Consider the following 23,971-nt stretch of genomic DNA (forward strand, 5'->3'; position numbering starts at 1 on the left):
GTCGACTCGTGCGGCAACCCGCTCGACGTCGGGCGTGAGGAACGGCTGTTCACGCCGAAGCAGCGGATCGGGCTCGCGGTGCGCGACGCCGGTTGCCGGTGGCCCCGGTGCGACCGTCCGGCGTCGTACTGCGAAGCGCATCACATCGATGAATGGCACCGCGACCAGGGCCGCACCGACATCGACCGGGGGATTCTGCTGTGCCGGTTCCACCATATGGAGCTGCACCACGGTGGATGGCGGATCACCCGCGACGGGAAGGGCGACTTCGTCCTGCACGGCACCGATGGATCGGCGACGATCCTCACCCGACGGTTGCCGCTCCGCTACCTCTGGGGCGACGTGGATCCACCACCCAAACGATTTCGCCCCGCCGCCTGACCGAACCCGCGAAGGGAACCCCGGCCAGGCCGGACGGAGTGCGCAGATGCGCCGATTCGTCTCGGGGATCCGGGGCGTGGGCCGGACGGGCTCAGTTCACGCAGGGCACGTTCCCCGACTGCAGCGGGGACGACGAGTCCGTGTAGACCGGGTGGGGCGCCGGGGTCGAACCGGACCCCGAGGGGCCAGGCGACCCGGATCCGGATCCGGAAGACGACGACGGAGAGGCGGAAGGCGCCGCGGTCGGCGTCGGCGGGTTCAGCAGGTCCTTCACCTGCGCGCGGATCGCATCCACGTCGACGATGTTCACGTCCTGCCCGTCGACGGTGTCGTAGTGGTCGATCGGCAGCGTCACGAACGAGATGTTGCCGCCGGCCAGGCTCTGGGCCTGCTGGGCGAACGACAGCAGATCCAGCTTGTCGTCGAGGGCGACGTCCTTCTTCGCCACGTCGATGAGCTTCTGCAGCTTGCCGAAGTCGGTGAACGTCGACGCCTGCTTGAGCTTCACCGCCAGCGAGACCATGAACGCCTGCTGACGACGGGTGCGATCCAGGTCGGTCATGTCGAAGTCGCTCGAGGTGGTGTCGCGGCGCTGCCGCACGAACGCCATCGCCTGCGCGGCGTTCAGCTGCTGCACGCCGGCGGGGAAGTCCGCACCCGAGAACGTGTCGGCCGTGGCGTGGTTCAGGCACACCGTCACAGGCTGCACGGCCTGTGCCACCTCGTAGAACGCGGCCATCGTCACCTCGACGAAATGGTCGATCCTGACCCCACCGAGGAACGCGGACACCGTCTTGATCGTGCTCTGCCGGGCCGCCGTCCGCGACTGCTGATACGCGTCGTCGCCGGTCACGCCCTTGTCGGCCAGCTTCCTCATCGAGGCGTCCATGGCGTCGCCGTAGGCTTCCTTGATCTTGCCCTTGTCGACTCCGTCAGGGGAGTCGGGGAAGTCCACGTAGTCGTCGCGGGGGATCGAGATCCCGACGGCCTTGCCGCCGTTCGCGGGGATGTGGATCAGCATGAGCACGTTGGTGTTGTAGCCGCCGACGGACGCGTCCTCCGCGTGGATCTGGTCGTAGATCGCCTGCGGGAACGGCTTGCCGTTCTCGTCCACCCGGCTGTCGAGCCCCATGATCAGGATGTTGGACTCGCCCGTGTTCTGAGCAGGGCCGTTGCCGCCGATCGAGGAGCGGTGGATCCCGGTGTTCGCGTCGACGTAGGTCGTCACGATGAACGCGGCCGCCGCGATCAGGGCGACGATGACCACGGCGATGATGCCCACGGTCCAGCGACGGCGTCGATACATGCGGCGGCGGGCCGCCTGCTCGGGGCTCAGCGTCATCATCCGGGACCGTTCCTGTCGTCGGGCGGGCAACTGGTCGATCTTGAGACACCCACCTGTGCGAATTCCGGGAGAGGCGCGTGCGCCGGATCCGCAGGCATGCGACGATGAGCGCATGTTCATGGTGACGACGAACGACGTTCCCGGTTACCGGGTGACGCAGGTGCTCGGCGAGGTCATGGGCCTCACCGTCCGCTCGATGAATTTCGGGCAGGGCTTCACCGCGGGATTCCGCGCGATCGGCGGCGGTGAGATCCCGGAGTACACCCAGGTGATGTACGAGTCGCGGTACGAGGTGATGAACCGGCTCTGGGCCGAGGCGACCCAGCGCGGCGCGAACGCCGTCATCGCCATGCGGTTCGACACCGGTGCGCTCGGCAGCTTCACCGAGGTGTGCGCATACGGCACCGCCGTGGTGATCGAGCCGATCGCCGGATACGCGCAGGCCCCGGCCCAGCCCGCGCCGCCCACCGCCTGACCCGAGCTTCGGCACCGCGCCCGATCGCTCGTCAAGCCTGCCGTGCGAGCACCAGCAGCTCGCCGACCTCGCAGGGCGGCGAGCGCGCCGCCGGAGATGCGGGCCGGGCGATCGGATCGTGATGCCGGCAGGCGGCGGTGCGCGTCGATGCCGTCGCCCGTTCGCCGGGCCCGAAAGGCCCCGCCCGCGACTTGAGCGAGGTGACCGGGCCCGGCTCGGGAACCGGATCCCGCGCCGCGCATTCGAGACGTCCTGGGCCCGCGACGTCAAGCTTCGTCGCACAGCTATGCCGACGGCGAACACGGGCATGCGCCTCTCGCCCGGTGGTTACTCTCGATGTACCGGGCACGAACAGTGCCATCGCCCGGCGGTGCCATCGCCGCCACGGGCTTCGCCCCGAAGAGGGCAGACGAACAAGGAGTGACATGTTCGAGAGATTCACCGACCGAGCCCGTCGTGTCGTCGTCCTCGCCCAAGAGGAGGCGAAGATGCTGAACCACAACTACATCGGCACGGAGCACATCCTCCTCGGCCTCATCCACGAGGGCGAGGGAGCCGCGGCGAAGGCGCTCGAGTCGTTGGGCATCTCGCTCGACGCCGTCCGTGAGCAGGTGCAGGACATCATCGGCCAGGGGCAGCAGCAGCCGACCGGCCACATCCCCTTCACCCCGCGGGCCAAGAAGGTCCTCGAGCTGAGCCTGCGCGAAGCGCTGCAGCTCGGCCACAACTACATCGGCACGGAGCACATCCTCCTCGGCCTCATCCGCGAGGGCGAGGGCGTCGCCGCCCAGGTCCTCGTCAAGCTCGGCGCAGACCTGAACAAGGTGCGACAGCAGGTCATCCAGATGCTGTCGGGATCGCCGGGGCGCGAGCCCGCCGCGGTCTCCGGCGCCGCGCACGACGGCAACCAGCAGGCGGCCCAGGGCGGTTCACAGGTGCTCGACCAGTTCGGCCGCAACCTCACCCAGGCCGCGCGCGACGGCAAGCTCGACCCGGTGATCGGGCGCGAGAAGGAGATCGAGCGGGTCATGCAGATCCTCTCCCGCCGCTCCAAGAACAACCCGGTGCTGATCGGCGAGCCCGGCGTCGGCAAGACCGCCGTCGTCGAGGGCCTGGCCCAGGCGATCGTGAAGGGCGACGTCCCCGAGACGCTGAAGGACAAGCAGCTCTACTCGCTCGACCTCGGCTCGCTCATCGCCGGATCCCGCTACCGCGGAGACTTCGAGGAGCGCCTGAAGAAGGTCACCAAGGAGATCCGCACCCGCGGTGACATCATCGTCTTCATCGACGAGATCCACACCCTGGTCGGTGCGGGCGCCGCGGAGGGCGCGATCGACGCGGCCTCGATCCTGAAGCCGCTGCTCGCCCGCGGCGAGCTGCAGACGATCGGCGCGACCACGCTCGACGAGTACCGCAAGCACTTCGAGAAGGACGCCGCGCTCGAGCGCCGGTTCCAGCCGATCCAGGTGCAGGAGCCCACCCTCCCGCACACGATCAACATCCTGAAGGGGCTGCGCGACCGTTACGAGGCGCACCACAAGGTGCAGATCACCGACGGCGCCCTGGTGGCCGCGGCGAACCTCGCGGATCGCTACGTCGCCGACCGGTTCCTTCCGGACAAGGCCATCGACCTGATCGACGAGGCCGGCGCCCGCCTGCGCCTGTCGATCCTGTCCTCCCCGCCGGAGCTGCGCGAGTTCGACGAGAAGATCGCCAAGGTCCGCGAGGAGAAGGAGTTCGCGTCCGAGGAGCAGGACTTCGAGAAGGCCGCCTCGCTGCGCGACCAGGAGAAGGAGCTGCTCGCCGAGCGGCTGCGCCTGGAGAAGCAGTGGCGCAGCGGCGACGTCGCCACCAGCGCGATCGTCGACGAGGGCCTGATCGCCGAGGTCCTGGCGCAGGCCACGGGCATCCCGGTGTTCAAGCTCACCGAAGAGGAGTCCAGCCGCCTCGTCTTCATGGAGAAGGCGCTGCACCAGCGCGTCGTCGGCCAGGAGGAGGCGATCGCCGCCCTGTCCAAGACGATCCGCCGTCAGCGTGCCGGGCTCAAGGATCCGAAGCGCCCCTCGGGATCGTTCATCTTCGCCGGCCCCACGGGCGTCGGAAAGACCGAGCTGGCCAAGGCGCTCGCCGAGTTCCTGTTCGACGACGAGGGCGCCCTGATCTCGCTCGACATGAGCGAGTTCGGCGAGAAGCACACCGTGTCGCGGCTGTTCGGAGCACCTCCGGGATTCGTCGGCTTCGAGGAGGGCGGACAGCTCACCGAGAAGGTGCGCCGCAAGCCGTTCTCCGTCGTGCTCTTCGACGAGATCGAGAAGGCCCACCCGGACATCTTCAACTCGCTGCTGCAGATCCTCGAGGAGGGCCGCCTCACCGACGGCCAGGGCCGCGTGATCGACTTCAAGAACACCGTGATCATCATGACGACGAACCTCGGTTCGTCGGCGATCGCGGGCGGGCCGGTCGGCTTCCAGATCGAGGGCAACGCGCAGAGCACCTACGAGCGGATGAAGGGCAAGGTCGACGAGGAGCTCAAGCGCAACTTCAAGCCCGAGTTCCTGAACCGTCTGGACGACGTCATCGTCTTCCCGCAGCTGAACAAGGACGAGCTGCGCCAGATCGTCGGCCTGTTCGTGAAGCGCCTGTCCGACCGCCTGCTCGACCGCGACATGACGGTGGAGCTGACGGACGAGGCCAAGGACCGGCTGATCGACATCGGCTTCGACCCGACACTGGGCGCACGGCCGCTGCGCCGGGCGATGCAGCGCGAGGTCGAGGACCAGCTGTCGGAGAAGATCCTGCACGGCGAGCTCAACCCCGGCGACCACGTGCACGTGGACGCGCAGGACGGGAAGTTCATCTTCACCACCGGGCCGCGCGGCGAGAAGGTCTCCGTCGGCGTGAACACCGCCGCGACCATCCCCACCACGCCGGACCTGGCGGCAGGGGCCTGATCGGATCCGCATCCCACGAGAGGGGCGAGTGCTTCGGCACTCGCCCCTTCGCGTGTTCCGCGCATGCGGGTCAGGATCAGCGCGCCGGGGCGACGGGATCCGTCCCGTGAGGGCGCGGGTCGGGTCCCGGAGATGGAAAACGTCGCTCGCGGGGGCGCCGGGGCGCCGAAATCCATCCCGTGAGACCGCGGGTCGGGTCCCGGAGATGGAAAACGTCGCTCGCAGGGGTGCCGGGGCGGCAAAATCCATCTCGCGAGGCCCGGCGTCGGGTCCCGGAGATGGAAAACGTCGCCGCCAGGGGCGCAGGGGCGCCGAAATCCATCTTGTCGAGGGGTGGAGGCGTCGTCTTGCCGGTGCTCAGCGGCTCCGCGCGGTGGACGGACGCCGCGGGCTGCGCACGGTACGGCGACCGCGACGCGGTGCCGCCGCGGGCGCACCGAAGGACTCCAGCGCACTGCGCGCGGCGGAGAGGGACGGGTAGCTGCCGAGACGGCGGCTGTGTCGATCGTGCAGGACGTGGGACGAGCCGTCGACGGCCACGAAGCCGGCGTACTCGCCGTCCCGGGTCGCCACGTACACGTCGCGGTCGGCCTGTTTCCAGGTGATGTTCATGATGATGCTCAGATGTTCGAGGGCGGGGTCGGCCGCCGGGAGGATCTCGCCGGGCGCGCGGACACGCGTCGATGCGGTTCGCGGGCATGTGCTCCGGCCGAGGGGTTCGCGCGGTGCCGAAGAGACGTCGGCAGTCCAGGCGCGGAATCTCCGAGCCTAGCAGATCCTGCTCTCGCATGCATACTTCAACGCTCGCGCACCGGCTCCGCGCCCCACGACACGGTGTCTGAAGCGAGCGCCCCGCCTTGCGCCGCCGCGACCGGGAGACCGGACGCGGACGTCGAATAGCATCGCCCTGGCAGCACTCGACGAGGAGGACGGAGACGGCGATGGCACGGTGGCACATCGAGGACATCGACGGGCTGATCTTCTCGAACGGGTGGCGCGCAGGGGCTGGCGGAGTCCAGTCGATCGTGTCGCCCGGCGACGGCGGCATCGTGGCCCACGCCGGACTCGCGGACGAGTCGGACGTCGAGCGCGCGGGCGCGAGCGCCGTCGCGGCGCAGACCGCCTGGGGACGCACGTCGTACCGCACCAGATCCGACGTGCTCATGGCCGCGGCCGCGGCGCTGCGCGAGATCCGCACGGACGTCGAGCTCGTCCTGATCCGGGAGAGCGGATCCCTGCCCAGCAAGGCCCGCCACGAAGTCGGCAAGGCGATCGACGAGCTCGTGGCCGCGGCGGGCCTTGTGACGATGTCGCAGGGCGACCTGCTGCCCGTCGAGGATCCGGGCACGATCGGGATGGCGCGGCGGATACCCGTCGGCGTCGTCGGCGTGATCTCGCCCTGGAACGCCCCGCTCATGCTCGCGATCCGCTCGGTCGCGCCGGCGATCGCGCTCGGCAACGCCGTGCTGCTCAAACCCGACGTCAAGACGGCGTTCTCGGGAGGCGCCGCGATCGCAGAGGTGTTCCGCCGCGCCGGGCTCCCGGACGGCGTGCTGCACGTGCTCCCGGGCGGCCCCGCGACGGGCGAGGCCGTGGTGCGCTCGCCGCACACGGACGTGATCTCCTTCACCGGCTCGTCCGCCGCGGGCCGCCGGGTCGGCGAGGTCGCGGGCGGACTGCTCAAGCGCGTGGTGCTCGAGCTCGGGGGCAACAACGCCTTCGTCGTGATGGCCGATGCCGATCTGGATCAGGCGGTCGCCGCGGGCGTCGCCGGAACCTTCCGGCATCAGGGCCAGATCTGCATGGCCACCGGACGCCACCTCGTGCACGAGAGCATCGCCGACGAGTACGTCGAGCGCCTGCGCGCCGCCGCCGCGGCCCTGGTGCCAGGGGATCCGCTCGCCCCCGGCACGACGCTGGGCCCGCTCATCACCGCCGCGCAGACCGAGCGCGTGCACGGCATCGTGCAGGCCGCGGTCGCGGACGGCGCACGCGTCGTGCACGGCGGCGCCTATGACGGGCTCTTCTACGAGCCGACCGTGCTGGACGGCGTCGACGAGGGCAATGCCGCCTTCCGCTCGGAGATCTTCGGCCCCGTCGCCCCTGTCACCCGGTTCCGCACCGAGGAGGAGGCGCTCGCACTGGCGAACGCGAGCGACTACGGCCTCACGGCCGCGATCCACACGCGCGACGTGGCGCGAGCGCTCGGCTTCGCCGCACGGCTCAGGGCCGGCATGGTGGCCGTCAACGGGCAGACGATCTACGACGCCGCGCACATCCCGATGGGCGGCATCGGTGCGTCCGGCAACGGAGGTCGCCACGGCGGCCATTGGAACCTGGACGAGTTCACCTACTGGCAGTGGGTGACCGTCCCCACGATCTCGGGCTGAGGGCCGGCCCGCGGGCGGAAGGGAGCGTGCTGCTCCGAGGGGGACGGCACGTCCTCCTTCGTCGTCTCCGCGGCGCTGAGGGATGCGACATCGTGTCGGAATCGGCGGCCGAGTTTCGCGCTCACGGCACGTATCGTCGCGTTCCGGCGCCTCCCTAGCCTGGGATTCCCGCATTCGAGGAGGAATCCGTGACCGCATCCGTGAAGAGCACCCGGGAGCCGCTGCCGCCGTTCGGTGAGGACGAGTGGCCCGAGGCCGTCGAGGTCGTCGTCATGGGCGGCGGACCGGTCGGCATGAGCTGCGCGATCCTGCTCGCCCAGCGCGGGATCGACGTGCTGCTCCTCGAGCGCCGCGACTTCGTGTTCCGGTTTCCCCGTGCGCACCTGCTCAACCCGCGCACGATGGAGGCGTTCCACGACATGGGCGTCGCGGAGGACATCTACGCCGCGACCCCGACCCACGATCGCTGGCGCAAGGCGGTCTGGTACACGACCGCGACAGGGCCGGGGCGGTTCGACGGGCTCAAGATCGGCGAGGTCCCGGCGTGGGGCGGCGGGCCCGACGCCGAGCGGTACCGGGCCTCGAGCCCTCGTGCCTTCGCGAACATGCCGCAGCTGCGGCTCGACCCGCTCATCCACCGGCATGCGGTCGTCGCTGCGCCGGGCCGGATCCGCGCGAAGCAGGAGGTCATCGACATCCGGCAGGACGCGGAGGCGGCGACGGTCGTGGTTCGCGACGTCATCACGGACGAGGTCCGCGAGGTGCGTGCGCGGTACGTGATCGCCGCCGACGGCGGACGCGACAGCGCTGCCCTGCTCGGCGTCGAGCTGGAGGGTCCCCGGGATATTCGGGAGGTGGTGAACTACCACGTCAGCCTCGACCTGTCCGCCTGGTCGGAGCCGGACGCCCTGCTCGGGCATTTCCTGCACCCGGCGGGCGGCGCGCGGCGGCGCGGCACGATCCAGGCGCTCGGTCCCAACCACTACAACCGCGATTCCGAGGAGTGGCTCGTCTCGGTCGCCGGCTGGATGGTCGAGGGGGCCCCGGACGACGAGGCCGCACTGTTCGATTCGATCCGCCGCATGCTCGGCCTCGGCGAAGACCACGCGATCACCATGCACTCGATGACCCGGTGGACCTACAACGGACTGGTCGCCAAGCGTTTCCGCGCCGGTCGGGTCTTCCTCGCGGGTGACGCCGCCCACAAGCACCCGCCGACCGGCGGTCTCGGACTGAACAGCGGCATCCAGGACGCGCAGAACCTCTGCTGGAAGCTGGCCGCCGTGCTCGACGGCCAGGCGCCGGATGCGCTGCTGGACAGCTACCAGGCCGAGCGCCGTCCGATCGTGGCCTGGTACACGGCGCACTCCCTGGAGAACGCGAACCGGCACCCCCCGATCGCCGCGGCGCTCGGCTTCAGCGAGGACGAGGAGGAGGGCTTCCGCAACCTCGAGGTGTTCGTGAGCGACACCCCGGAGGGGGAGGCGATGCGCGCCCGCGTCGCGACGGAGGTCGCGCACAACGCGCACGACTACAGCCAGCTGGGCGTCGAGGCCGGATTCCACTATGGGGCGGGGGCGCTGGTGCCCGACGGTACACCGGTGCCGGGTGACCCGACGGATCCGACGGACTTCCAGGCCACATCGCGTCCGGGACACCACCTTCCGCACGTCTGGCTCCAGGGCCGCACCGCCGACAGCGGCGCCGCACTCTCCTCGCACGACCTCGTCGCGCGGGTGGGGCTGACCCTGCTCACCTCGGCCTCCGCTGCCCCGCGCTGGCAGGAGGCGATCGACCTCATCGGCGGCGCCCTGCCGGTCACGGTCGTCGCGGTCGACGACGCCGACGCGGGCTGGCGTGCCGCGCGCGAGATCGGCGACGACGGGGCGCTGCTCGTCCGCCCCGACCGCAAGGTGGCGTGGCGCGCGGCCGAGATGCCCGCGGACCCGTCCCTGGCGCTCGACGACGCCCTCGCCGTGATCCTCCGCGGCGGCGACGCGCCCGCCGAGGACCCGGCCGAGCCGTTCCTCAAGCGCATCCGCGCGGCCGCGAGCGTGCTCGTGCAGTGAGCCTGCTCGTGCCGCGGCCACGGGCCGAAGCGCCGTCGTTCGGGTGCGTCCCTTCGACAGGCTCAGGGACCGGAGTTGCGGGTCAGGGATCAGTCGTTGCGCGGGTGATTCGGATGCGGTGCGGGCGATCCGACACCGTGTCGGATCGGTCGCGGCGAGATTCCCGCAGACCGCCGATCCGCCTCGGTGCGGGCTCTCATAGCGTCGAGGCAGCGACGAAGCCCCGGCCCTCCGGACCGCAGAAGACTCAGAAGGAGCACCCGTGATCATCGACGTGCACGGCCACATGTCCGCCCCGGACGCGTACTACGCGTGGAAGGCCTCGCTGCTCGCCGCCCGCGGATCCCACGGCGGCAAGCCGCCCGTGATCAGCGACGACGCCCTCATCGCCTCGTACAACGCGCCGCACCCGAGCTTCGGCAACATCTCGCACCTCGACCACATCGACGGCGCGGGGATCGACCTGCAGCTGCTCTCACCGCGTCCGTTCCACGCGATGCACTCGGAGCGTCCGACGAAGATCGTCGAGTGGTTCACGGCCGAGACCAACAACCTCATCCACCGCGCGACCGAGCTGTTCCCCGGCCGGTTCAAGGGCGTCGCGGGGATCCCGCAGAGCCCCTACCTGAGCGTCGAGCAGTGGCTCCCGGAACTGCGCCGCGCGGTCACCGAGCTGGGCTTCGTCGGGGCGATGGTCAACTCCGACCCCTTCGAGGGCACCGAGGTCCCTCCGGCGATGGGGGAGCGCTACTGGTACCCGCTGTACGAGGCGCTCTGCGAGCTGGCCGTGCCGATGCTGCTGCACTCCGCGGGCTGCATGTTCCCGTCCCGCGAGCCGTACAGCCTGCACTTCATCCAGGAGGAGACCGTCTCGGTCTGGAGCATGATCCAGGCGAACGTGTTCGCCGACTTTCCTGACCTCAAGGTCGTCGTCGCCCACGGCGGCGGGGCCATCCCATACCAGATGGGCCGCTTCCTGCCCTCGGTCGTGCGCACGGGGATCTCGTACCTCGACAAGCTGCGCAACTTCCATTTCGACTCCTGCCTGTACACGCAGGAGAGCCTCGAATTGCTGCTCAAGGCGGTCGGCACGGACCGCGTGCTGTTCGGATCCGAGAAGCCGGGCACCGGATCCCAGATCGATCCCGCCACCGGGCGCTGGTTCGACGACATCCATCTGCTCATCGACGACATCGAGTGGCTCGACGACGACCGTCGCGCCGACGTGCTCGAGAACAACGCGCGCGCTCTCTTCCGTCTCTGACGGCCGCCCCCGCACTCCGAGAAAGGATCCACCATGACCGAGATCGTCGCCGGATTCGGCACCTCGCACGGCCCCCAGCTCAAGGCCGCCCCGCCTGCGGCCTGGGAGACCCGCGGTGTCGCCGACCGCCGCAGCAAGGGACTGAAGTTCCGCGGCGGCACGTACTCGTTCGACGAGCTCAAGGCCCTGCGCGAGGACTTCTCGCACGAGATCACGCACGACGTGATGCAGCGCCGCTGGGACAGCTGCCAGGCGTCGATGGACTCCCTCTCCCGCTTCATCGCGGAGCAGGACGTGGACGTGCTCGTGATCATCTCGAGCGACCACAAGGAGACCTACGGCGACGAGTGGCTCGCGCCGTTCTCGGTGTTCTGGGGCGACGAGGTCGCGCACGTGCCGTACACCCAGGCGCAGCTGGACGAGATGGCGCCCGGTCTCGCCGAGGCCGCGATGGGCGATGTGCCGGATCGCACGGTCATGCGGCCCACGCACCGCGCGCTCGGCAAGCACATCATCCAGTCCACCCAGGCCGACGACTTCGACACCGGCGCGACCGAGGTCATCCCCGCCGGCCGCTACGTGAACCACACGATCCCGCACGGCTTCGGCTTCATCTACCAGCGGTTCCTCGGCCAGGAGTCCACGATCCCGATGGTGCCGATCTTCATCAACACGTTCTGGGAGCCGAACCCGCCGAGCGCCAAGCGCTGCTACGACTTCGGCCGCGCGGTCGGCCGGGCGATCCGGTCCTTCCCCGGCGACCTGCGCGTGGGCGTCGTCGCCTCGGGCGGACTCAGCCATTTCGTGATCGACGAGAAGCTCGACAGCGAATTCATCCAGGCGATGAAGGACCACGACGCCGACTACCTCTCGTCCGTCCCCGCGGACGAGATGATGTCCGGCGCCTCGGAGCTGCGCAACTGGATCGCGGTCGCCGGCATCGCCGACGAGGTGGGCCTCGAGGTCACGAACGTCGACTACGAGCCCTGCTACCGCACCGAGGCCGGCACCGGCAACGCGATGGGCTTCCTCACCTGGGAGCGGACACCTCGATGACGGATCCGATCGTCGCGGCGCTGCGCGAGCTGGACAGCTGCGCGGTGTCGGACGCCCTGGACACGCTCGGCCTGCCCGGCGCGGTGACCGCGCTGTCGCCGCGCTGGGAATCCGGCGCCGTGCTCGCGGGCCGGGTGCGCACCGTCACGGCGGCGCCCAAGGCGGCTGCCGGTCCCGCGACGCACATCGCGACGCCGCTCGTCGCGGTCGCCGAGCGCGACGACGTCGTGGTGATCGACAACCACGGCCGTGTCGACGTGTCGTGCTGGGGCGGCCTGCTCGCCGAGGCGGCCGTGCAGCGCGGGATCGCCGGCGTGATCGTCGACGGCGCCTGCCGCGACGTGCAGGAGAGCGCAGCTCTCGGCCTGCCGGTGTACGCGCGGACGGCGGTGCCGGTCAGCGCGCGCGGCCGGATCGTGCAGCAGGCGATGGACGAGCGGATCCAGGTCGCCGGCGTCCCGGTCGCGTCGCACGACTACGTGATCGCCGACGTCAACGGCGTCGTGTTCATCGCCGCCGACCAGGCCGAGCGCGTGGTCGGGCTGGCCCGGCGCATCGCCGAGCGGGAGGCGCGGATGGCCGAGGCCGTGCGCGCCGGCCGCGACGTGAGCGAGGTCATGCACGACTCCCAGTTCCCGACCGTCACCGCAGAGGAGTGAGGCCATGACGGATCCTCTCATCGAGCGCTTCCGGGCCCTCGGCACCGCGACCGTCTCGGACGCGCTCGACAAGCTCAGGCGCCCGGGCAGCCTGCTCGGGATCGCGCCGCTCGCCGACGGGCAGCGCATGATCGGCCGCGCGTTCACGGTGCGCTACGTGAGCGCCCAGGTGCCCGCCGGCACGGTCGGCGACTTCATCGACCAGGTCGAGCCCGGTCAGGTGGTCGTGCTCGACAACGACGGCCGCGTCGACTGCACCGTGTGGGGCGACATCCTCACCGCGGTCGCGCACCACCGCGGCATCTCCGGCACCGTGATCGACGGCGTCTGCCGCGACACGCACCGCGCCCTCTCCATCGGCTACCCGATCTACAGCCGCGGGCGCTTCATGCGCACCGGCAAGGACCGCGTCGAGGTCGCCGAGGAGCGCGGCCCGGTCACGATCGGCGGCGTCACGGTGCGCCAGGGTGACATCCTGCTCGGCGACTCGGACGGCGTCGTCGCGATCCCGCAGGACTGCGAGGCCGAGGTGCTCGAGATCGCCGAGATGATCCACGCCCGGGAGGAGTCGATCCTCGCCGCGGCGCTCGGCGGCGCCTCGATCGCCGAAGCCAGGGCGCGCTACGGCTACCACGACCTGCAGCGGGCCGAGGCGTGAGCGCGGCCGTGTCCGTCCCGGAGGGGCTCGACGGTCTCGACCCGGCGGAGCTGCTGCGGCTCGGCAGCGCCACCCTGTACGAGGCGTCCGGGCTGGACTGCTTCCTGGATCCGGCCTTCCGCCCGGCCTGGGACGGCGCGACCGTCGTGGGCCGAGCGGTGCCGGTCATGGCGCAGATCGGCGACAACCTCGCGCTGCACCACGCACTCGAGGCCGCGGGCCCCGGTGACGTGCTCGTCGTCGACGGCGGGGGAGCGCCCTTCGGGTACTGGGGCGAGGTCATGGCGGTGGCGGCGCAGGCCCGCGGCATCGCAGGGCTCGTGATCGACGGCGGCGTGCGCGACACCGCGCAGCTGCAACAGCTCGGCTTCGGCGCGTTCAGCACCTCGATCTCGATCCCCGGAACCGTCAAGCAGTGGCCAGGGACCATCGGGATCCCGATCACCCTGCGCGGCCGCGTCGTGAACCCGGGCGACCTCGTCGTCGCCGACCGAGACGGCGTCGTGATCCTGCCCTCCGGCGACGTCGACCGGATCCTCGACGCGTCCCGCGCCCGCGCCGCCAAGGAGGACGCCTACATGGCGCGCCTGCGCGCGGGGGAGCTCACCCTCGACCTCTACGATTTCCGCCGCCTCGGGGATCCGATCCGCTGCGCGGCCGACACGAACGGAGTACGATGACCGGCACGCCGGACGCCGACGTCCTCATCATCGGGGCGGGCCCGGTCGGCCTGCTCGCCGCGCTGGACCTGTCCTCCCGCGGGGTCTCGGTGATCGTGGTCGAGACGCGCGACTTCCTCGAGCCGCCGGACGTGAAGTGCAACCACGTCGCCTCACGCACGATGGAGAGCCTGCGCCGGCTCGGGATCGCCGCCGAGGTGCGCGCCGCGGGCCTGCCGGCCTACTATCCGCAGGACGTGGCCTTCCGCACCTCCCTCACCGGAGCAGAGCTGTCCCGCATCCCGATCCCGGCGAGCGGCGAGCGGTACACCGCGACGGTCGGCCCCGACACCTCATGGGCGACGCCCGAACCGCCGCACCGGATCAACCAGACCTTCCTCGAGCCGATCCTGGCCCGGCACGCCGCCGAGGCACCGGGGGTGACCCTGCTCAACCGCACCCGCTTCCACTCCTTCGTGCAGGACGACGAGGGCGTCACGGCGACGATCAGCGACCTCGACGGCCGCAATGAGCGCACCGTGCGGGCCCGTTACCTGATCGGCGCCGACGGCGGCCGCTCGGCGGTGCGCAAGCAGATCGGCGCGAAGCTCAGCGGCGACCCGGTGCTGCAGCACGTGCAGTCGACGTGCATCCGGGCGCCGCACCTGTACGCGCTGATGTCGGCCGACGAGCCTCGGGCATGGGGCTACTACACGTTCAACCCGCGCCGGATCGGTCACGTCTACGCGATCGACGGCACCGGCACGTTCCTCGTGCACACCTATCTCTCGCCCGAGGAGGCCGCGGATCCCGGATCCGTCGACCGCGACGCGGCGATCCGTGCGATCCTCGGCGTCGACGAGGACTTCGCCTACGACGTGGTCTCGAAGGAGGACTGGGTCGCCCGACGGCTGCTCGCGGACAGGTTCCGCGTCGGCCGCGTCTTCATCGCGGGCGACGCCTGCCACCTCTGGGTGCCGTTCGCCGGGTTCGGGATGAACGCCGGGATCGCCGACGTGCTGAACCTCACCTGGCTGCTGGGCGCGAGGCTCGCCGGCTGGGCGGACGAGCGGATCCTGGACGCGTACGAGGCAGAGCGCCGGCCGATCACCGAGCAGGTGTCCCACTTCGCGATGAGACACCAGCAGAAGCTCGCCAAGCCCGGGCTGCCCGCCGCGATCGAGGACGAGGGACCCGCAGGCGACGAGGCCCGGCGCACGTTCGGCGCCGCGGTGCGTGAGCTCAACGAACCGCAGTTCGCCGCCGCGGGCCTGAACTACGGCTACAGCTACGACGCTTCGCCGATCATCCGCTACGACGGCGAGACCGCGCCCGGCTACACGATGGGCACGTACACGCCGTCGACCGTGCCCGGCTGCCGCGCCCCGCACGTCCGGCTCGCCGACGGCACGTCGCTGTACGACCGGTTGTCGCCGGGCTACACCGCCGTCTGCGCGCCGGGCGCTCCCGTCGCCGTGCTCGCCGCGGCCGCGGAGCTGCGCGGGATCCCCTTCGCCGTGGTCGAGACGGCGGCGGGGGAGCTGCCTGCGGAGTACGACCGGCCGATCACCCTCGTGCGCCAGGACCAGACCGTGGTCTGGCGCGGCGCCCCGCCGACCGCCCCCGAGGCCGCCGCGCTCTGGGAGCTGCTGCGCGGCGCCGTCTGAGTCGTCCCGGGGTCGGCGCGTTTCGTCTCGGTCGCCTGCGGCGTCCTCGCTCAACGACCTCGAGTGGCCGTCCGGGGTCGTTGAGCGAGCCCCGGCGCAGCCGGAGCGAGTCGAAACGCCCCTCGCGCGGTGAACGCGGGAGGGGCGCGGGCCGGATCAGCGCCGGATGACCTTCGTCGCCGCCATGGCCTTCAGCCCCTCGACGCCGAACTCCAGGCCGTAGCCCGAGGCCTTGGTGCCGCCGAACGGGATCGACGGGTCCACGCCGCCGTGCTGGTTGATCCACACCGTGCCAGCCTCGAGCCGCTGTGCCACGGCCGCGGCCTCGTCGGCGTCCGGCCCCCAGACCGAGGCGCCCAGGCCCTGCTCGGTGCCGTTCGCGCGGCGCACCGCGTCGTCGACGTCGGTGTAGCGGACGACGGGCAGGACGGGTCCGAACTGCTCTTCGTCGACCACCGCGGTGCCGTCGGACACGTCCGCGACGATCGTCGCGCGGTAGAACAGCGGGCCGAGCTCTGCGGCGGGCTCGCCGCCGACCACGATCCGTCCGCCGTGCGCGCGGGCGTCGTCCACGAGCCGCGACACGATCTCGAACTGCGCCGGGTTCTGCACCGGTCCGAGCCGGTTGCTCTTGTCGTGACCGGATCCCATCGGCGCCGCCGCGGCCCGTTCGGCGAGCGCGTCGACCACCTCGTCGTAGACCGAATCGTGCACGTAGAGCCGCTTCAGGGCCGCGCACACCTGGCCGGTGTTCATGAACGCGCTCCAGAACAGCCGGTCGGCGACCGCGGCGACGTCGGTGCCGGGCAGCACGATGCCGGCGTCGTTGCCGCCGAGCTCGAGCGTGAGGCGGGCGAGGTTGTTGGCCGAGCTCTCCACGATCCGCCGTCCCGTGGGGGTGGATCCGGTGAAGACGATCTTCGCGACGTCGGGGTGGGCGGCGAGGGCCGCACCCACCTCCCGGTCGCCCGAGATGGCCGTCACGACGTCGGCGGGCAGGTGCCGGCGGAACACCTCGGCCAGGGCGAGCACGCTGAGCGGGGTGTTCTCGGACGGCTTCATCACCACGGCGTTGCCCATCCGCAGCGCGGGCGCGATGTGCCACACCGAGATCATCACGGGGAAGTTCCACGGCCCGATCGAGGCGACCACGCCCAGTGGCAGGTAGTGCAGCTCGGTCCGCGATGTACCGTCCTCGCGGAGCACCTGCGGCTCGAGCACGGTGTCGGCCGCCGCCCGCAGCCAGTGCGCGGCGCCGTGCACCTCGCCGGCGCCGTCGATCTTGCCCTGCTCGGCGGTCACGATCTCGCCCAGCTCCTCCGCCTGCGCGTCGAGGTCGTCCGCGACCAGCCGCAGCAGCCGGGACCGCTCGGCGTGCCCGAGTGCGACCCAGGCGGGCTGGGCGGCGCGGGCGGCGGCGATCGCACGGTCCAGGTCCTCGACCGTGCGGATCGGGGCCCGGCCGACCTCCTCGCGGGTCGCGGCGTCCAGGATCGGCCGGCCGGCCGGGTCGGAGACGGACGTCAGCAGTGCGTTCATGGCAGCTCCCTCGCGTGCATGCGGCACGGCCGCATAATCATCAACAATCAATATAGGCAATTGCGGATCCACCCGCACGGATCGGCGGCTTCACCGCAGCGCGGCAAGCGTCGCGACCCGCAGCGCGGTGTGCAGCTCGCGGCGCACGCCGCCGTCCGCGAGATCGACGTCGGCGATCGCGCGGATCCGATCCAGGCGGTAGTACAGCGTGCTGCGGTGCACGTGCAGCTCCTGCGCCGTGCGCTGGGCATCGCAGCCGCAGTCGAGGTAGGCCTCGAGCGTGCGCGCGAGGTCGGGGCCGGACTGCGCGGCGAGCAGTCGCTGCACCGCCTCCGGCAGGTCGGTCACGGTGAGCTCCTCGAGCGGGAGCTGCAGCAGCACGCGGTCCAGGCCGAGCTCCGCCCAGTGCGCGACGCTGCCGCGGGCTGGGTCGATCGCCGCCGCGCGCTGGGCGATCCTCGCCTCGCGCAGCGAGCGGAACGCCGACGCGAGCGGCGCGTGCGCGCCGCCGATCCCCGCGCGCAGCGCAGCGAACGCGGGCTGCGCGAGCAGCGCGGTCAGCCGCTCCGCGTCGATCTCGTACGGCACCGCGAGCACCGCCTCGCCGTCGATCACCGCGCCGACGGCCTTGAGGGTCGGGAAGACCGGGATGCTCGCGAGCGCCCGATCCAGCAGCAGGCGCAGGGTCGCCGCGCTCGTCGCGGCGCCGTGCGGCGCGGCGATCGAGATCGCGGTGTAGTGCGGCGCGGGGGAGAGCAGGCCGCTCGTCAGCAGCTCGTCGGCGGCGCGGGCGCGCTGGTCGGATCCGCCGTCGAAGAGTGCGCTCAGCAGGCGCAGTGCGCGATCCTCGTCCTGCCGGTTGCCGAGCGCCATGGCGGCGAGGATCACGCCGAGCTGCTCCCGCCCCGCGCGCAGCACGTCGTCGTCCTCGACGGCCTCCTGCCCGTCCGGGACGGTCGACGAGACGTACCCCACGAGGTGTCCGTCATGCCGGATCGGGGCGACGAGGCGGGTCTGCCCGCCCTCGATCGCGGGGATCAGCACGGGCCCGTCGGCGTGTCCGACGCGGAACTCCTTGATCGACTCGCGGGCGCGGGAGGATCCGCGGTGGGCCAGGATGATCGCCAGTCGGGCGTGATCGACGTCGCCGTCGTGCACGCTGAACGCGATGACGGTGAAGTCGACGTCGAACACGATGATCGGGCGCCCGAGCCGGTCCGCGTAGGCCTGCACCTGTGCTTCGAGATTCATCGCCCGTCTCCTGTCCCGTGTCGCGTCCGTCGAGCCGGCCGCGTTGCAGTCGCCCCTCGGATAGATCTATATTCATTATATTCTTTTACGAGAGGCAATGCGATGGCAAAGATGACGGGCGGCGACGCGCTCACCCTGGCACTGCTCGGCGAGGGCGTCGAGACGGTCTTCGGGATCCCCGGCGTGCAGCTGGACGGGCTCACCGACGGCATGTACCGCAAGCAGGACGAGATCGACCTGCTCGTCCCGCGGCACGAGCAGAGCACGACGTACATGGCCGACGGGTACCACCGCGCGTCCGGCAAGCCCGGCGTCGCCATGGTCGTGCCCGGCCCCGGCGTGCTCAACGCCGGCGCGGGCATGGCCACCGCCTACGCGTGCTCCTCGCAGGTCATGCTGCTGGCCGGCACGATCCCGTCGACGCTCGTCGGATCCGGCCTCGGGGCGCTGCACGAGATCCCGAAGCAGAGCGAGACGATCGAGGGGCTCACCAAGTGGTCGGTGCGGCCGACCCGCGCCGAGGAGATCCCCGAGCTCGTGCACGAGGGCTTCCGGCAGATGCGCACCGGGCGACCGCGCCCCGTGGCCCTCGAGCTCGGCCCCGACCTGCTGCACGCCGAGATCGACGTCGAGGTCGGCGAGCCGTTCGCGGTCGCGAACCCCGTCGCGCCGACAGCCGAGGTCGCGGAGCTGCTGCGGATGATCGCCGCGAGCCGGCGCCCCGTGCTGCACGTCGGCGGGGGCGTGCGCGGGCAGCGCGCGTTCGATCTGCTCGCGGCCTTGGCCGAGCGGCTCGACGCGCCCGTGGTGATGAGCGAGAACGGGCGCGGCGCGATCGACGCGCGCGATCCGCACGCCCTCCCGGCGTTCGCGCTCTGGGAGCTGCGCGACACGGCCGACCTCGTGGTGTCGTTCGGCAGCCGCTTCCTCACGCCGTTCGGGCAGCAGCTGAACGCCGGCGCGGCACGGATTGCGCTCGTCAACGTCGACCCCGCCGACCTCGGCACCCCCCGCCGCCCGGACCTGGCGATCGCCTGCGACGCGACGGCGGTGCTCGAGGCGCTCGTCGCCGAGGTCCCCGCGCGCGAGGGCTGGGGCGACGAGCTCCGCCGCCTGCGCGCCGAGTGCGACGAGCGGATCCGCGAGCGCGTCGCGCCGCAGATGGCCTTCGTCGATGCGATCCGCGCCGCGCTCCCCGAGGATGGCGTGTACGTGAACGAGCTCACCCAGATCGGCTACGTCTCGAGCTACGGCTTCCCCGTGCACGCGCCGCGCTCGTACGTCTGGCCCGGCTATCAGGGCACGCTCGGCTACGCGATGCCGACCGCGCTGGGTGCGGCCGTCGGCTCGGGCGGCCGCCCGGTCGTCGCGATCACCGGCGACGGGGGTCTCGGCTGGTCGCTGCAGGAGTTCGCGACGGCGAAGCGCTACGGGATCCCTCTGGTCACGGTGCTGTTCGAGGACGGCAGGTTCGGCAACGTGTGGCGGATCCAGCGCGACACCTACGGAGGCCGGTTCATCGGATCCGATCTGGTCAACCCGGACTTCGCGGTGCTCGCACAGGCCTTCGGGATCGACTTCACGGAGGCGTCGGATGCGGACGACGTGCGAGCGGGCGTCGAGCGCGCGATCGCGGCCGGGGCGCCCGCGATCATCCGGGTGAAGGTCGACGTGTTCCCCTCGCCCTGGTCCCTCATCCACGAGCGGCACTGAGCGATGCCGCGGTCCCGTCGCCGACGATGCGCGGAGGCGGCGGGACCTCTACTCTGAACACACGCGTGACCGGACGACGGTCACCGGAAGGACCGACGGGGGAGCGCCATGTCGCAGATCACCAACGCCGCAGTCGCCGTGCAGGTGGCGAAGTCCCTCGAGGACGAGATCGTCTCCCACGGCTGGAAGGCGGGGCACTTCGTCGGGCGCAGGCAGGAGCTCGCCGCACGCTTCGGCGTCGCCCCTGCCACCCTCGGGGAGGCGATTCAGCTGCTGCGCTCCCGCGGCGTCGTCGACGCGAAGCCCGGCCCCGGCGGAGGGATCTTCGTCGCGGCGCGGTCGCCGTTCATGCAGCTCAGCGACCAGCTGCTGCAGCTGCGGGAGGGCAAGGCGACCGCGAGCGACTGCCTGCGCGTGCTGGACGCCCTGGACGGGCTCGTGCTGCACGACGCGATCGAGCACGCGAGCGACCACGACGTCGCCGAGATCCGTGCTCTCGCCGATCGCCTGCGCACGGACTGGGAGACGGATGCCGCATCCTCCGCGATGTGGGCCCTGCATGGCCGCATCGCCGAGATCACGCCGAACGAGCTGCTGCGCAGCCTCTACACGAACCTCGTCGAGTACATCATCGCCGAGCAGCTGGAGGGCGCTACGGCGCCGAACACGCCCGAGCGGCTGCGCACGCACCTCGACTTCGCGACCGCGGTCGCCGAGCGCAGCCACGCGCTGGCGAGCTCCGCGATCGAGCGGCACCGCCACTCCTCGGTCGCGACGCTGCTCTCGTCGTGACGGACCCGACCCGCGCCCGGAGAGGGTTGACAGGGTCGAAGCGTTCTCCAATAATGTTCATATTCATTATTAAGAATTAGCTTCGTCCGAGGAGGACGCATGCCGCTCGAGTTCCGGGACGTCATCGACGAGATGCTGCAGGTTCCGAACCGCCCCGCCCGCTCGACCCCGCCACCGATCCGGCTGTCGCAGAACGAGATGCCGTGGGAGCCCTCGGCGCCCGTCGTCGCCGCGATGACGACGGCGATCTCGACCGCGCACCGCTATCCCGACTACCACCGCGCAGCCGCGCGGGAGGCGATCGCCGCGGCCCTGCAGGTCGACCCGGAGCAGGTGGCCGTGGACAACGGCTCCGGATCCCTGCTGCACGGCCTCGCCCGCTTGGTGTGCGAGCCGGGCGTTCACGGCGTCTTCCCCTCACCGTCGTTCGAGGCTTACCGGGCGGCGCTCTCGCTCGCCGGCGCCGACATGACGCCCGTCGGGCTCGCCGAGGACGGCGCGATGGACCTGGCCGCGATGGTGGCCGCGATCCGCCCGGACACGCGGATCGTCTACCTCTGCAATCCGAACAACCCGACCGGAGGGCTGATCGGCGTGGACGGTCTCAGGGCGTTCCTCGCCGAGGTGCCGTCGTCGGTGATCGTGGTGCTCGACGAGGCCTATCGGGAGTTCGTCACCGACGAGCCCGTCGACGCCACGATGGCACTGCTCGACGAGTTCGACAACCTCGTGATCCTGCGCACGCTGTCGAAGTCGCACGGCCTGGCCGGCGTTCGCGCCGGCTATGCGGTGGCCGCCGCGCGCATCGCCGAGGCGCTGCGGCGCACCTCGGTCGGCTTCGCACTGAACGGCATCGCCGAGGCGGCGCTCATCGCGGCGTTCAGCCCCGAGGGCATCGCCGTGGCGGACGAGCGCATCGCGGTGATCGTGGCCGAGCGCGCCCGACTCGTCCAGGCGCTGTCCGACGCCGGCGTCGCGGTGCTGCCGAGCCAGTCGAACTTCCTGTTCCTGCCGGGCGACGCGGCGGCGCTCATGGCACGGTTCGAGGAGCAGGGCGTGCTCGCCCGTCCCTTCCCGAACGCGGGCGGCGCGCGGGTCACGGTGGGTCTGCCCGCCGAGAACGACGCGGTCCTCGCCGCGCTCCTCTAGCGCGTCCCCCGGGGATCCGACACCGTGTCGGATCCCCGGGGGAGGACTTCGGAGCGGGGCCCGATGAGGCCCGGCGGCCGGATTCCTACGCTGACAACACGACAGACAGAGCGGTGTGTCCCCGGGTGACCGGACGGCGGGGCCGCCCCTGTGAAGGGAAGAGGCAGTGACGGCAAGCGACTTCGACCGCGACCGGCGAGCATCGATCCGGCGCTCGATGACCGGCGGGTTCGGCTGGACGGTGTTCCTCGCCGCTCTGACGCTCGTGTTCGTCTACCCGGTTTCGATGATCGCGATCGGTGCGTTCCGCGACGGCCTCCCGTCGGACGACCTGCCCTTCACCCTCGGCGGACTGCTCGCAGCGTTCCAGGATCCCGAGACCTGGAAGACCATGGGCAACTCGCTGCTGCTCGTGGTCGTGTGCGGCACGATCTCGGTCGCCGGTGGCGGACTCTTCGCCTGGATCGCGGCGAACACCAATGTCCCCGGCCGGCGGTTGCTGACGCCGCTGATGGCGGTGAACCTGTTCGTGCCGCCGCTGTTCCACACGCTCGGCTGGATCATGCTCGGCAACCCGCAGAACGGTCTGCTCAACCAGTTCGGCCGCATTCTCGGCGCGCACGGCCCGATCCTGAACATCCAGAGCTGGGGCGGGCTGTTCCTGCTCATGTCGCTCGGCTACATGCCGTTCGCCTACCTGCTCATGCTCGGCGCGTTCAAGAACCGCGACCAGTCGCTCGACGAGGCGGCCGCGATCAGCGGCGCCGGCGCGGTGCGCACGTTCTTCACGATCACGGTGCCCTCCGTCGGTCCGGCGATCACGGGCGCGGCGATCCTCATCGCCGTGCTGGTGTTCCAGTCCTTCGACAGCCCGCAGCTGATCGGACGGCAGGCGAACATCTTCGTGTTCTCCACCCAGATCTTCCACTACGTCCGCGACCAGGCGCCGGCCGAGTACACCAAGGCGTTCGCGCTGTCGCTCGTGCTGATCGCACTCGTGCTGCTGCTCTTCCTCGCACAGCGCTGGATCCTGCGCGGCCGCAGCTTCACGACCCTCACCGGCAAGACCTCGCGGCGTGAGCCGCAAGAACTCGGCCCCGTGCGCTGGCTGTTCACCGCGCTCATCGCGTTGTTCCTGCTGCTGAACCTCGTCCTGCCGCTGTTCGCGATGATCCTCGGCAGTCTGCAGCCGATCTTCGGCGTGATGAGCACGGGGTTCACGTTCGACAACTACGTGCAGATGCTCACGGATCCCGAGTTCAGCTCGAGCCTCGGGCTGACCGCCTGGCTCGCCGTGATCGGCGGCTTCGGCTCGATCGCCGTCGCGCTGCTGACCACCTACGTCACCGCGCGTCGCACGGGCTTCATCCGCTCGTACACGTCGTTCTCGGTCTGGATCCCGTGGGCGCTGCCCGGTATCGTCCTGGCCCTCGCCTACATGTTCGCGGTGCTCTACGTCCCGGCGTTCCGAGGCCTGTACGGTACGGCGTTCCTGATGACGCTCGTGCTCGTCGTCGCCACGATCCCGGTCTCCAGCCGGATCGCCGAGGGCGCGCTCGCGCAGCTCTCCCCGGAGCTCGAGGAGGCCGGGCGCACATCCGGCGCCCGATCCTGGCGGGTGCTGATCACGATCGTCCTGCGGCTCGTGATCCCCAGCTTCCTGTCCGGGTGGTTCCTCTCGGCGCTGTTCATCGCAGGCAACCTGTCGGTGCCGATGCTGCTCGCCCCGCCGGGCCTCGAGCCCGTCTCGCTGACCGCTTTCCAGCAGTTCCTGCAAGGCAACATGTCGCAGGGCGCCGCCCTGTTCATGATCGTCCTCGTCGCGGCGACGGCCGTGCTCGCACTCGCCGCGGGCGGCATGAAGCTCGCCGCAGTGCTCCGTACCCGGATCGGCCGCCCCGGCCACGCTCCCACCGTCCCCCTCACCCGAATCACCCCCTGACACCCGAGAGG

19 protein-coding genes are annotated in these 23,971 nt (G+C 71.0%); 15 read left to right on the top strand and 4 right to left on the bottom strand.

Annotation, left to right across the window (positions count from 1 at the left end; all coding sequences use genetic code 11):
- A partial coding sequence (locus ACTJJZ_RS15005; RefSeq protein WP_440721995.1) for an HNH endonuclease signature motif containing protein occupies positions 1-381 on the top strand: 381 nt, incomplete at its 5' end.
- Positions 382-472: 91 nt separating this feature from the next.
- On the opposite strand, the gene ACTJJZ_RS15010 is transcribed toward ACTJJZ_RS15005, so the two are convergent.
- Positions 473-1,726 carry an LCP family protein gene (locus ACTJJZ_RS15010; RefSeq protein ID WP_440721996.1) on the bottom strand — a complete coding sequence of 418 codons (1,254 nt, stop codon included), beginning with the start codon at positions 1,724-1,726 and terminating at the stop codon, positions 473-475.
- Between the two features lie 112 nt (positions 1,727-1,838).
- On the opposite strand from ACTJJZ_RS15010, the gene ACTJJZ_RS15015 reads away from it, so the two are divergent.
- Positions 1,839-2,201, top strand: coding sequence for a YbjQ family protein (locus tag ACTJJZ_RS15015; protein WP_440721997.1), 363 nt, complete (start codon positions 1,839-1,841; stop codon positions 2,199-2,201).
- A 425-nt stretch (positions 2,202-2,626) separates the two neighbouring features.
- The gene (locus tag ACTJJZ_RS15020; RefSeq protein WP_440721998.1) at positions 2,627-5,152 is read left to right on the top strand and encodes an ATP-dependent Clp protease ATP-binding subunit; all 2,526 of its coding nucleotides are present in this window, start codon (positions 2,627-2,629) and stop codon (positions 5,150-5,152) included.
- Between the two features lie 357 nt (positions 5,153-5,509).
- Here the strand turns inward: ACTJJZ_RS15020 and ACTJJZ_RS15025 are convergent, their stop codons facing one another.
- The gene (locus ACTJJZ_RS15025) at positions 5,510-5,764 is read right to left on the bottom strand and encodes a hypothetical protein (protein ID WP_440721999.1); all 255 of its coding nucleotides are present in this window, start codon (positions 5,762-5,764) and stop codon (positions 5,510-5,512) included.
- 329 nt (positions 5,765-6,093) lie between these two features.
- Between ACTJJZ_RS15025 and ACTJJZ_RS15030 the strand changes: the two genes are divergently transcribed.
- The 8 genes from ACTJJZ_RS15030 to ACTJJZ_RS15065 all read left to right on the top strand — a co-directional run bounded on the left by ACTJJZ_RS15030 (position 6,094) and on the right by ACTJJZ_RS15065 (position 15,574).
- Entirely contained in the window at positions 6,094-7,542 is a 1,449-nt protein-coding gene (locus ACTJJZ_RS15030; RefSeq protein ID WP_440722000.1) for an aldehyde dehydrogenase family protein, read from the top strand.
- Positions 7,543-7,730: 188 nt separating this feature from the next.
- Positions 7,731-9,611: an FAD-dependent monooxygenase gene (locus ACTJJZ_RS15035; protein ID WP_440722001.1), complete on the top strand. Its 1,881-nt coding sequence runs from the start codon at positions 7,731-7,733 to the stop codon at positions 9,609-9,611.
- A gap of 262 nt (positions 9,612-9,873) precedes the next feature.
- Positions 9,874-10,875, top strand: coding sequence for an amidohydrolase family protein (locus tag ACTJJZ_RS15040; protein ID WP_440722002.1), 1,002 nt, complete (start codon positions 9,874-9,876; stop codon positions 10,873-10,875).
- 33 nt (positions 10,876-10,908) lie between these two features.
- Positions 10,909-11,931 (top strand): hypothetical protein, encoded by a 1,023-nt coding sequence (locus tag ACTJJZ_RS15045; RefSeq protein WP_440722003.1) that lies wholly within the window; start codon positions 10,909-10,911, stop codon positions 11,929-11,931.
- On the top strand, positions 11,928-12,590 hold the full coding sequence (locus tag ACTJJZ_RS15050; RefSeq protein WP_440722004.1) for an RraA family protein: 663 nt from the start codon (positions 11,928-11,930) through the stop codon (positions 12,588-12,590). The genes ACTJJZ_RS15045 and ACTJJZ_RS15050 overlap by 4 nt, the downstream gene beginning before the upstream one ends.
- Before the next feature lie 4 nt (positions 12,591-12,594).
- Positions 12,595-13,248 carry an RraA family protein gene (locus ACTJJZ_RS15055; RefSeq protein ID WP_440722005.1) on the top strand — a complete coding sequence of 218 codons (654 nt, stop codon included), beginning with the start codon at positions 12,595-12,597 and terminating at the stop codon, positions 13,246-13,248.
- Positions 13,245-13,928 carry a 4-carboxy-4-hydroxy-2-oxoadipate aldolase/oxaloacetate decarboxylase gene (locus ACTJJZ_RS15060; RefSeq protein WP_440722006.1) on the top strand — a complete coding sequence of 228 codons (684 nt, stop codon included), beginning with the start codon at positions 13,245-13,247 and terminating at the stop codon, positions 13,926-13,928. The genes ACTJJZ_RS15055 and ACTJJZ_RS15060 overlap by 4 nt, the downstream gene beginning before the upstream one ends.
- Positions 13,925-15,574 carry an FAD-dependent monooxygenase gene (locus tag ACTJJZ_RS15065; RefSeq protein WP_440722007.1) on the top strand — a complete coding sequence of 550 codons (1,650 nt, stop codon included), beginning with the start codon at positions 13,925-13,927 and terminating at the stop codon, positions 15,572-15,574. The genes ACTJJZ_RS15060 and ACTJJZ_RS15065 overlap by 4 nt, the downstream gene beginning before the upstream one ends.
- Positions 15,575-15,730: 156 nt before the next feature.
- On the opposite strand, the gene ACTJJZ_RS15070 is transcribed toward ACTJJZ_RS15065, so the two are convergent.
- Both ACTJJZ_RS15070 and ACTJJZ_RS15075 read right to left on the bottom strand, forming a co-directional pair.
- Entirely contained in the window at positions 15,731-17,113 is a 1,383-nt protein-coding gene (locus tag ACTJJZ_RS15070; RefSeq protein ID WP_440722008.1) for an aldehyde dehydrogenase family protein, read from the bottom strand.
- A gap of 90 nt (positions 17,114-17,203) precedes the next feature.
- Complete coding sequence (locus tag ACTJJZ_RS15075) at positions 17,204-18,364, bottom strand: PucR family transcriptional regulator (RefSeq protein WP_440722009.1); 1,161 nt, start codon at positions 18,362-18,364, stop codon at positions 17,204-17,206.
- A gap of 102 nt (positions 18,365-18,466) precedes the next feature.
- On the opposite strand from ACTJJZ_RS15075, the gene ACTJJZ_RS15080 reads away from it, so the two are divergent.
- From ACTJJZ_RS15080 to ACTJJZ_RS15095, 4 genes are all read left to right on the top strand, one after another.
- On the top strand, positions 18,467-20,077 hold the full coding sequence (locus ACTJJZ_RS15080) for a thiamine pyrophosphate-binding protein (RefSeq protein ID WP_440722010.1): 1,611 nt from the start codon (positions 18,467-18,469) through the stop codon (positions 20,075-20,077).
- 108 nt (positions 20,078-20,185) lie between these two features.
- Positions 20,186-20,869, top strand: coding sequence for a FadR/GntR family transcriptional regulator (locus tag ACTJJZ_RS15085; protein ID WP_440722011.1), 684 nt, complete (start codon positions 20,186-20,188; stop codon positions 20,867-20,869).
- 99 nt (positions 20,870-20,968) lie between these two features.
- Complete coding sequence (locus tag ACTJJZ_RS15090; protein WP_440722012.1) at positions 20,969-22,018, top strand: pyridoxal phosphate-dependent aminotransferase; 1,050 nt, start codon at positions 20,969-20,971, stop codon at positions 22,016-22,018.
- A gap of 166 nt (positions 22,019-22,184) precedes the next feature.
- Positions 22,185-23,960, top strand: a complete 1,776-nt coding sequence (locus ACTJJZ_RS15095) for an ABC transporter permease (RefSeq protein WP_440722013.1) — start codon at positions 22,185-22,187, stop codon at positions 23,958-23,960.
- Positions 23,961-23,971: the final 11 nt, after the last annotated feature.

Source organism: Microbacterium sp. 22242 (genome assembly GCF_052045495.1).
Taxonomy (GTDB): Bacteria; Actinomycetota; Actinomycetes; order Actinomycetales; family Microbacteriaceae; genus Microbacterium.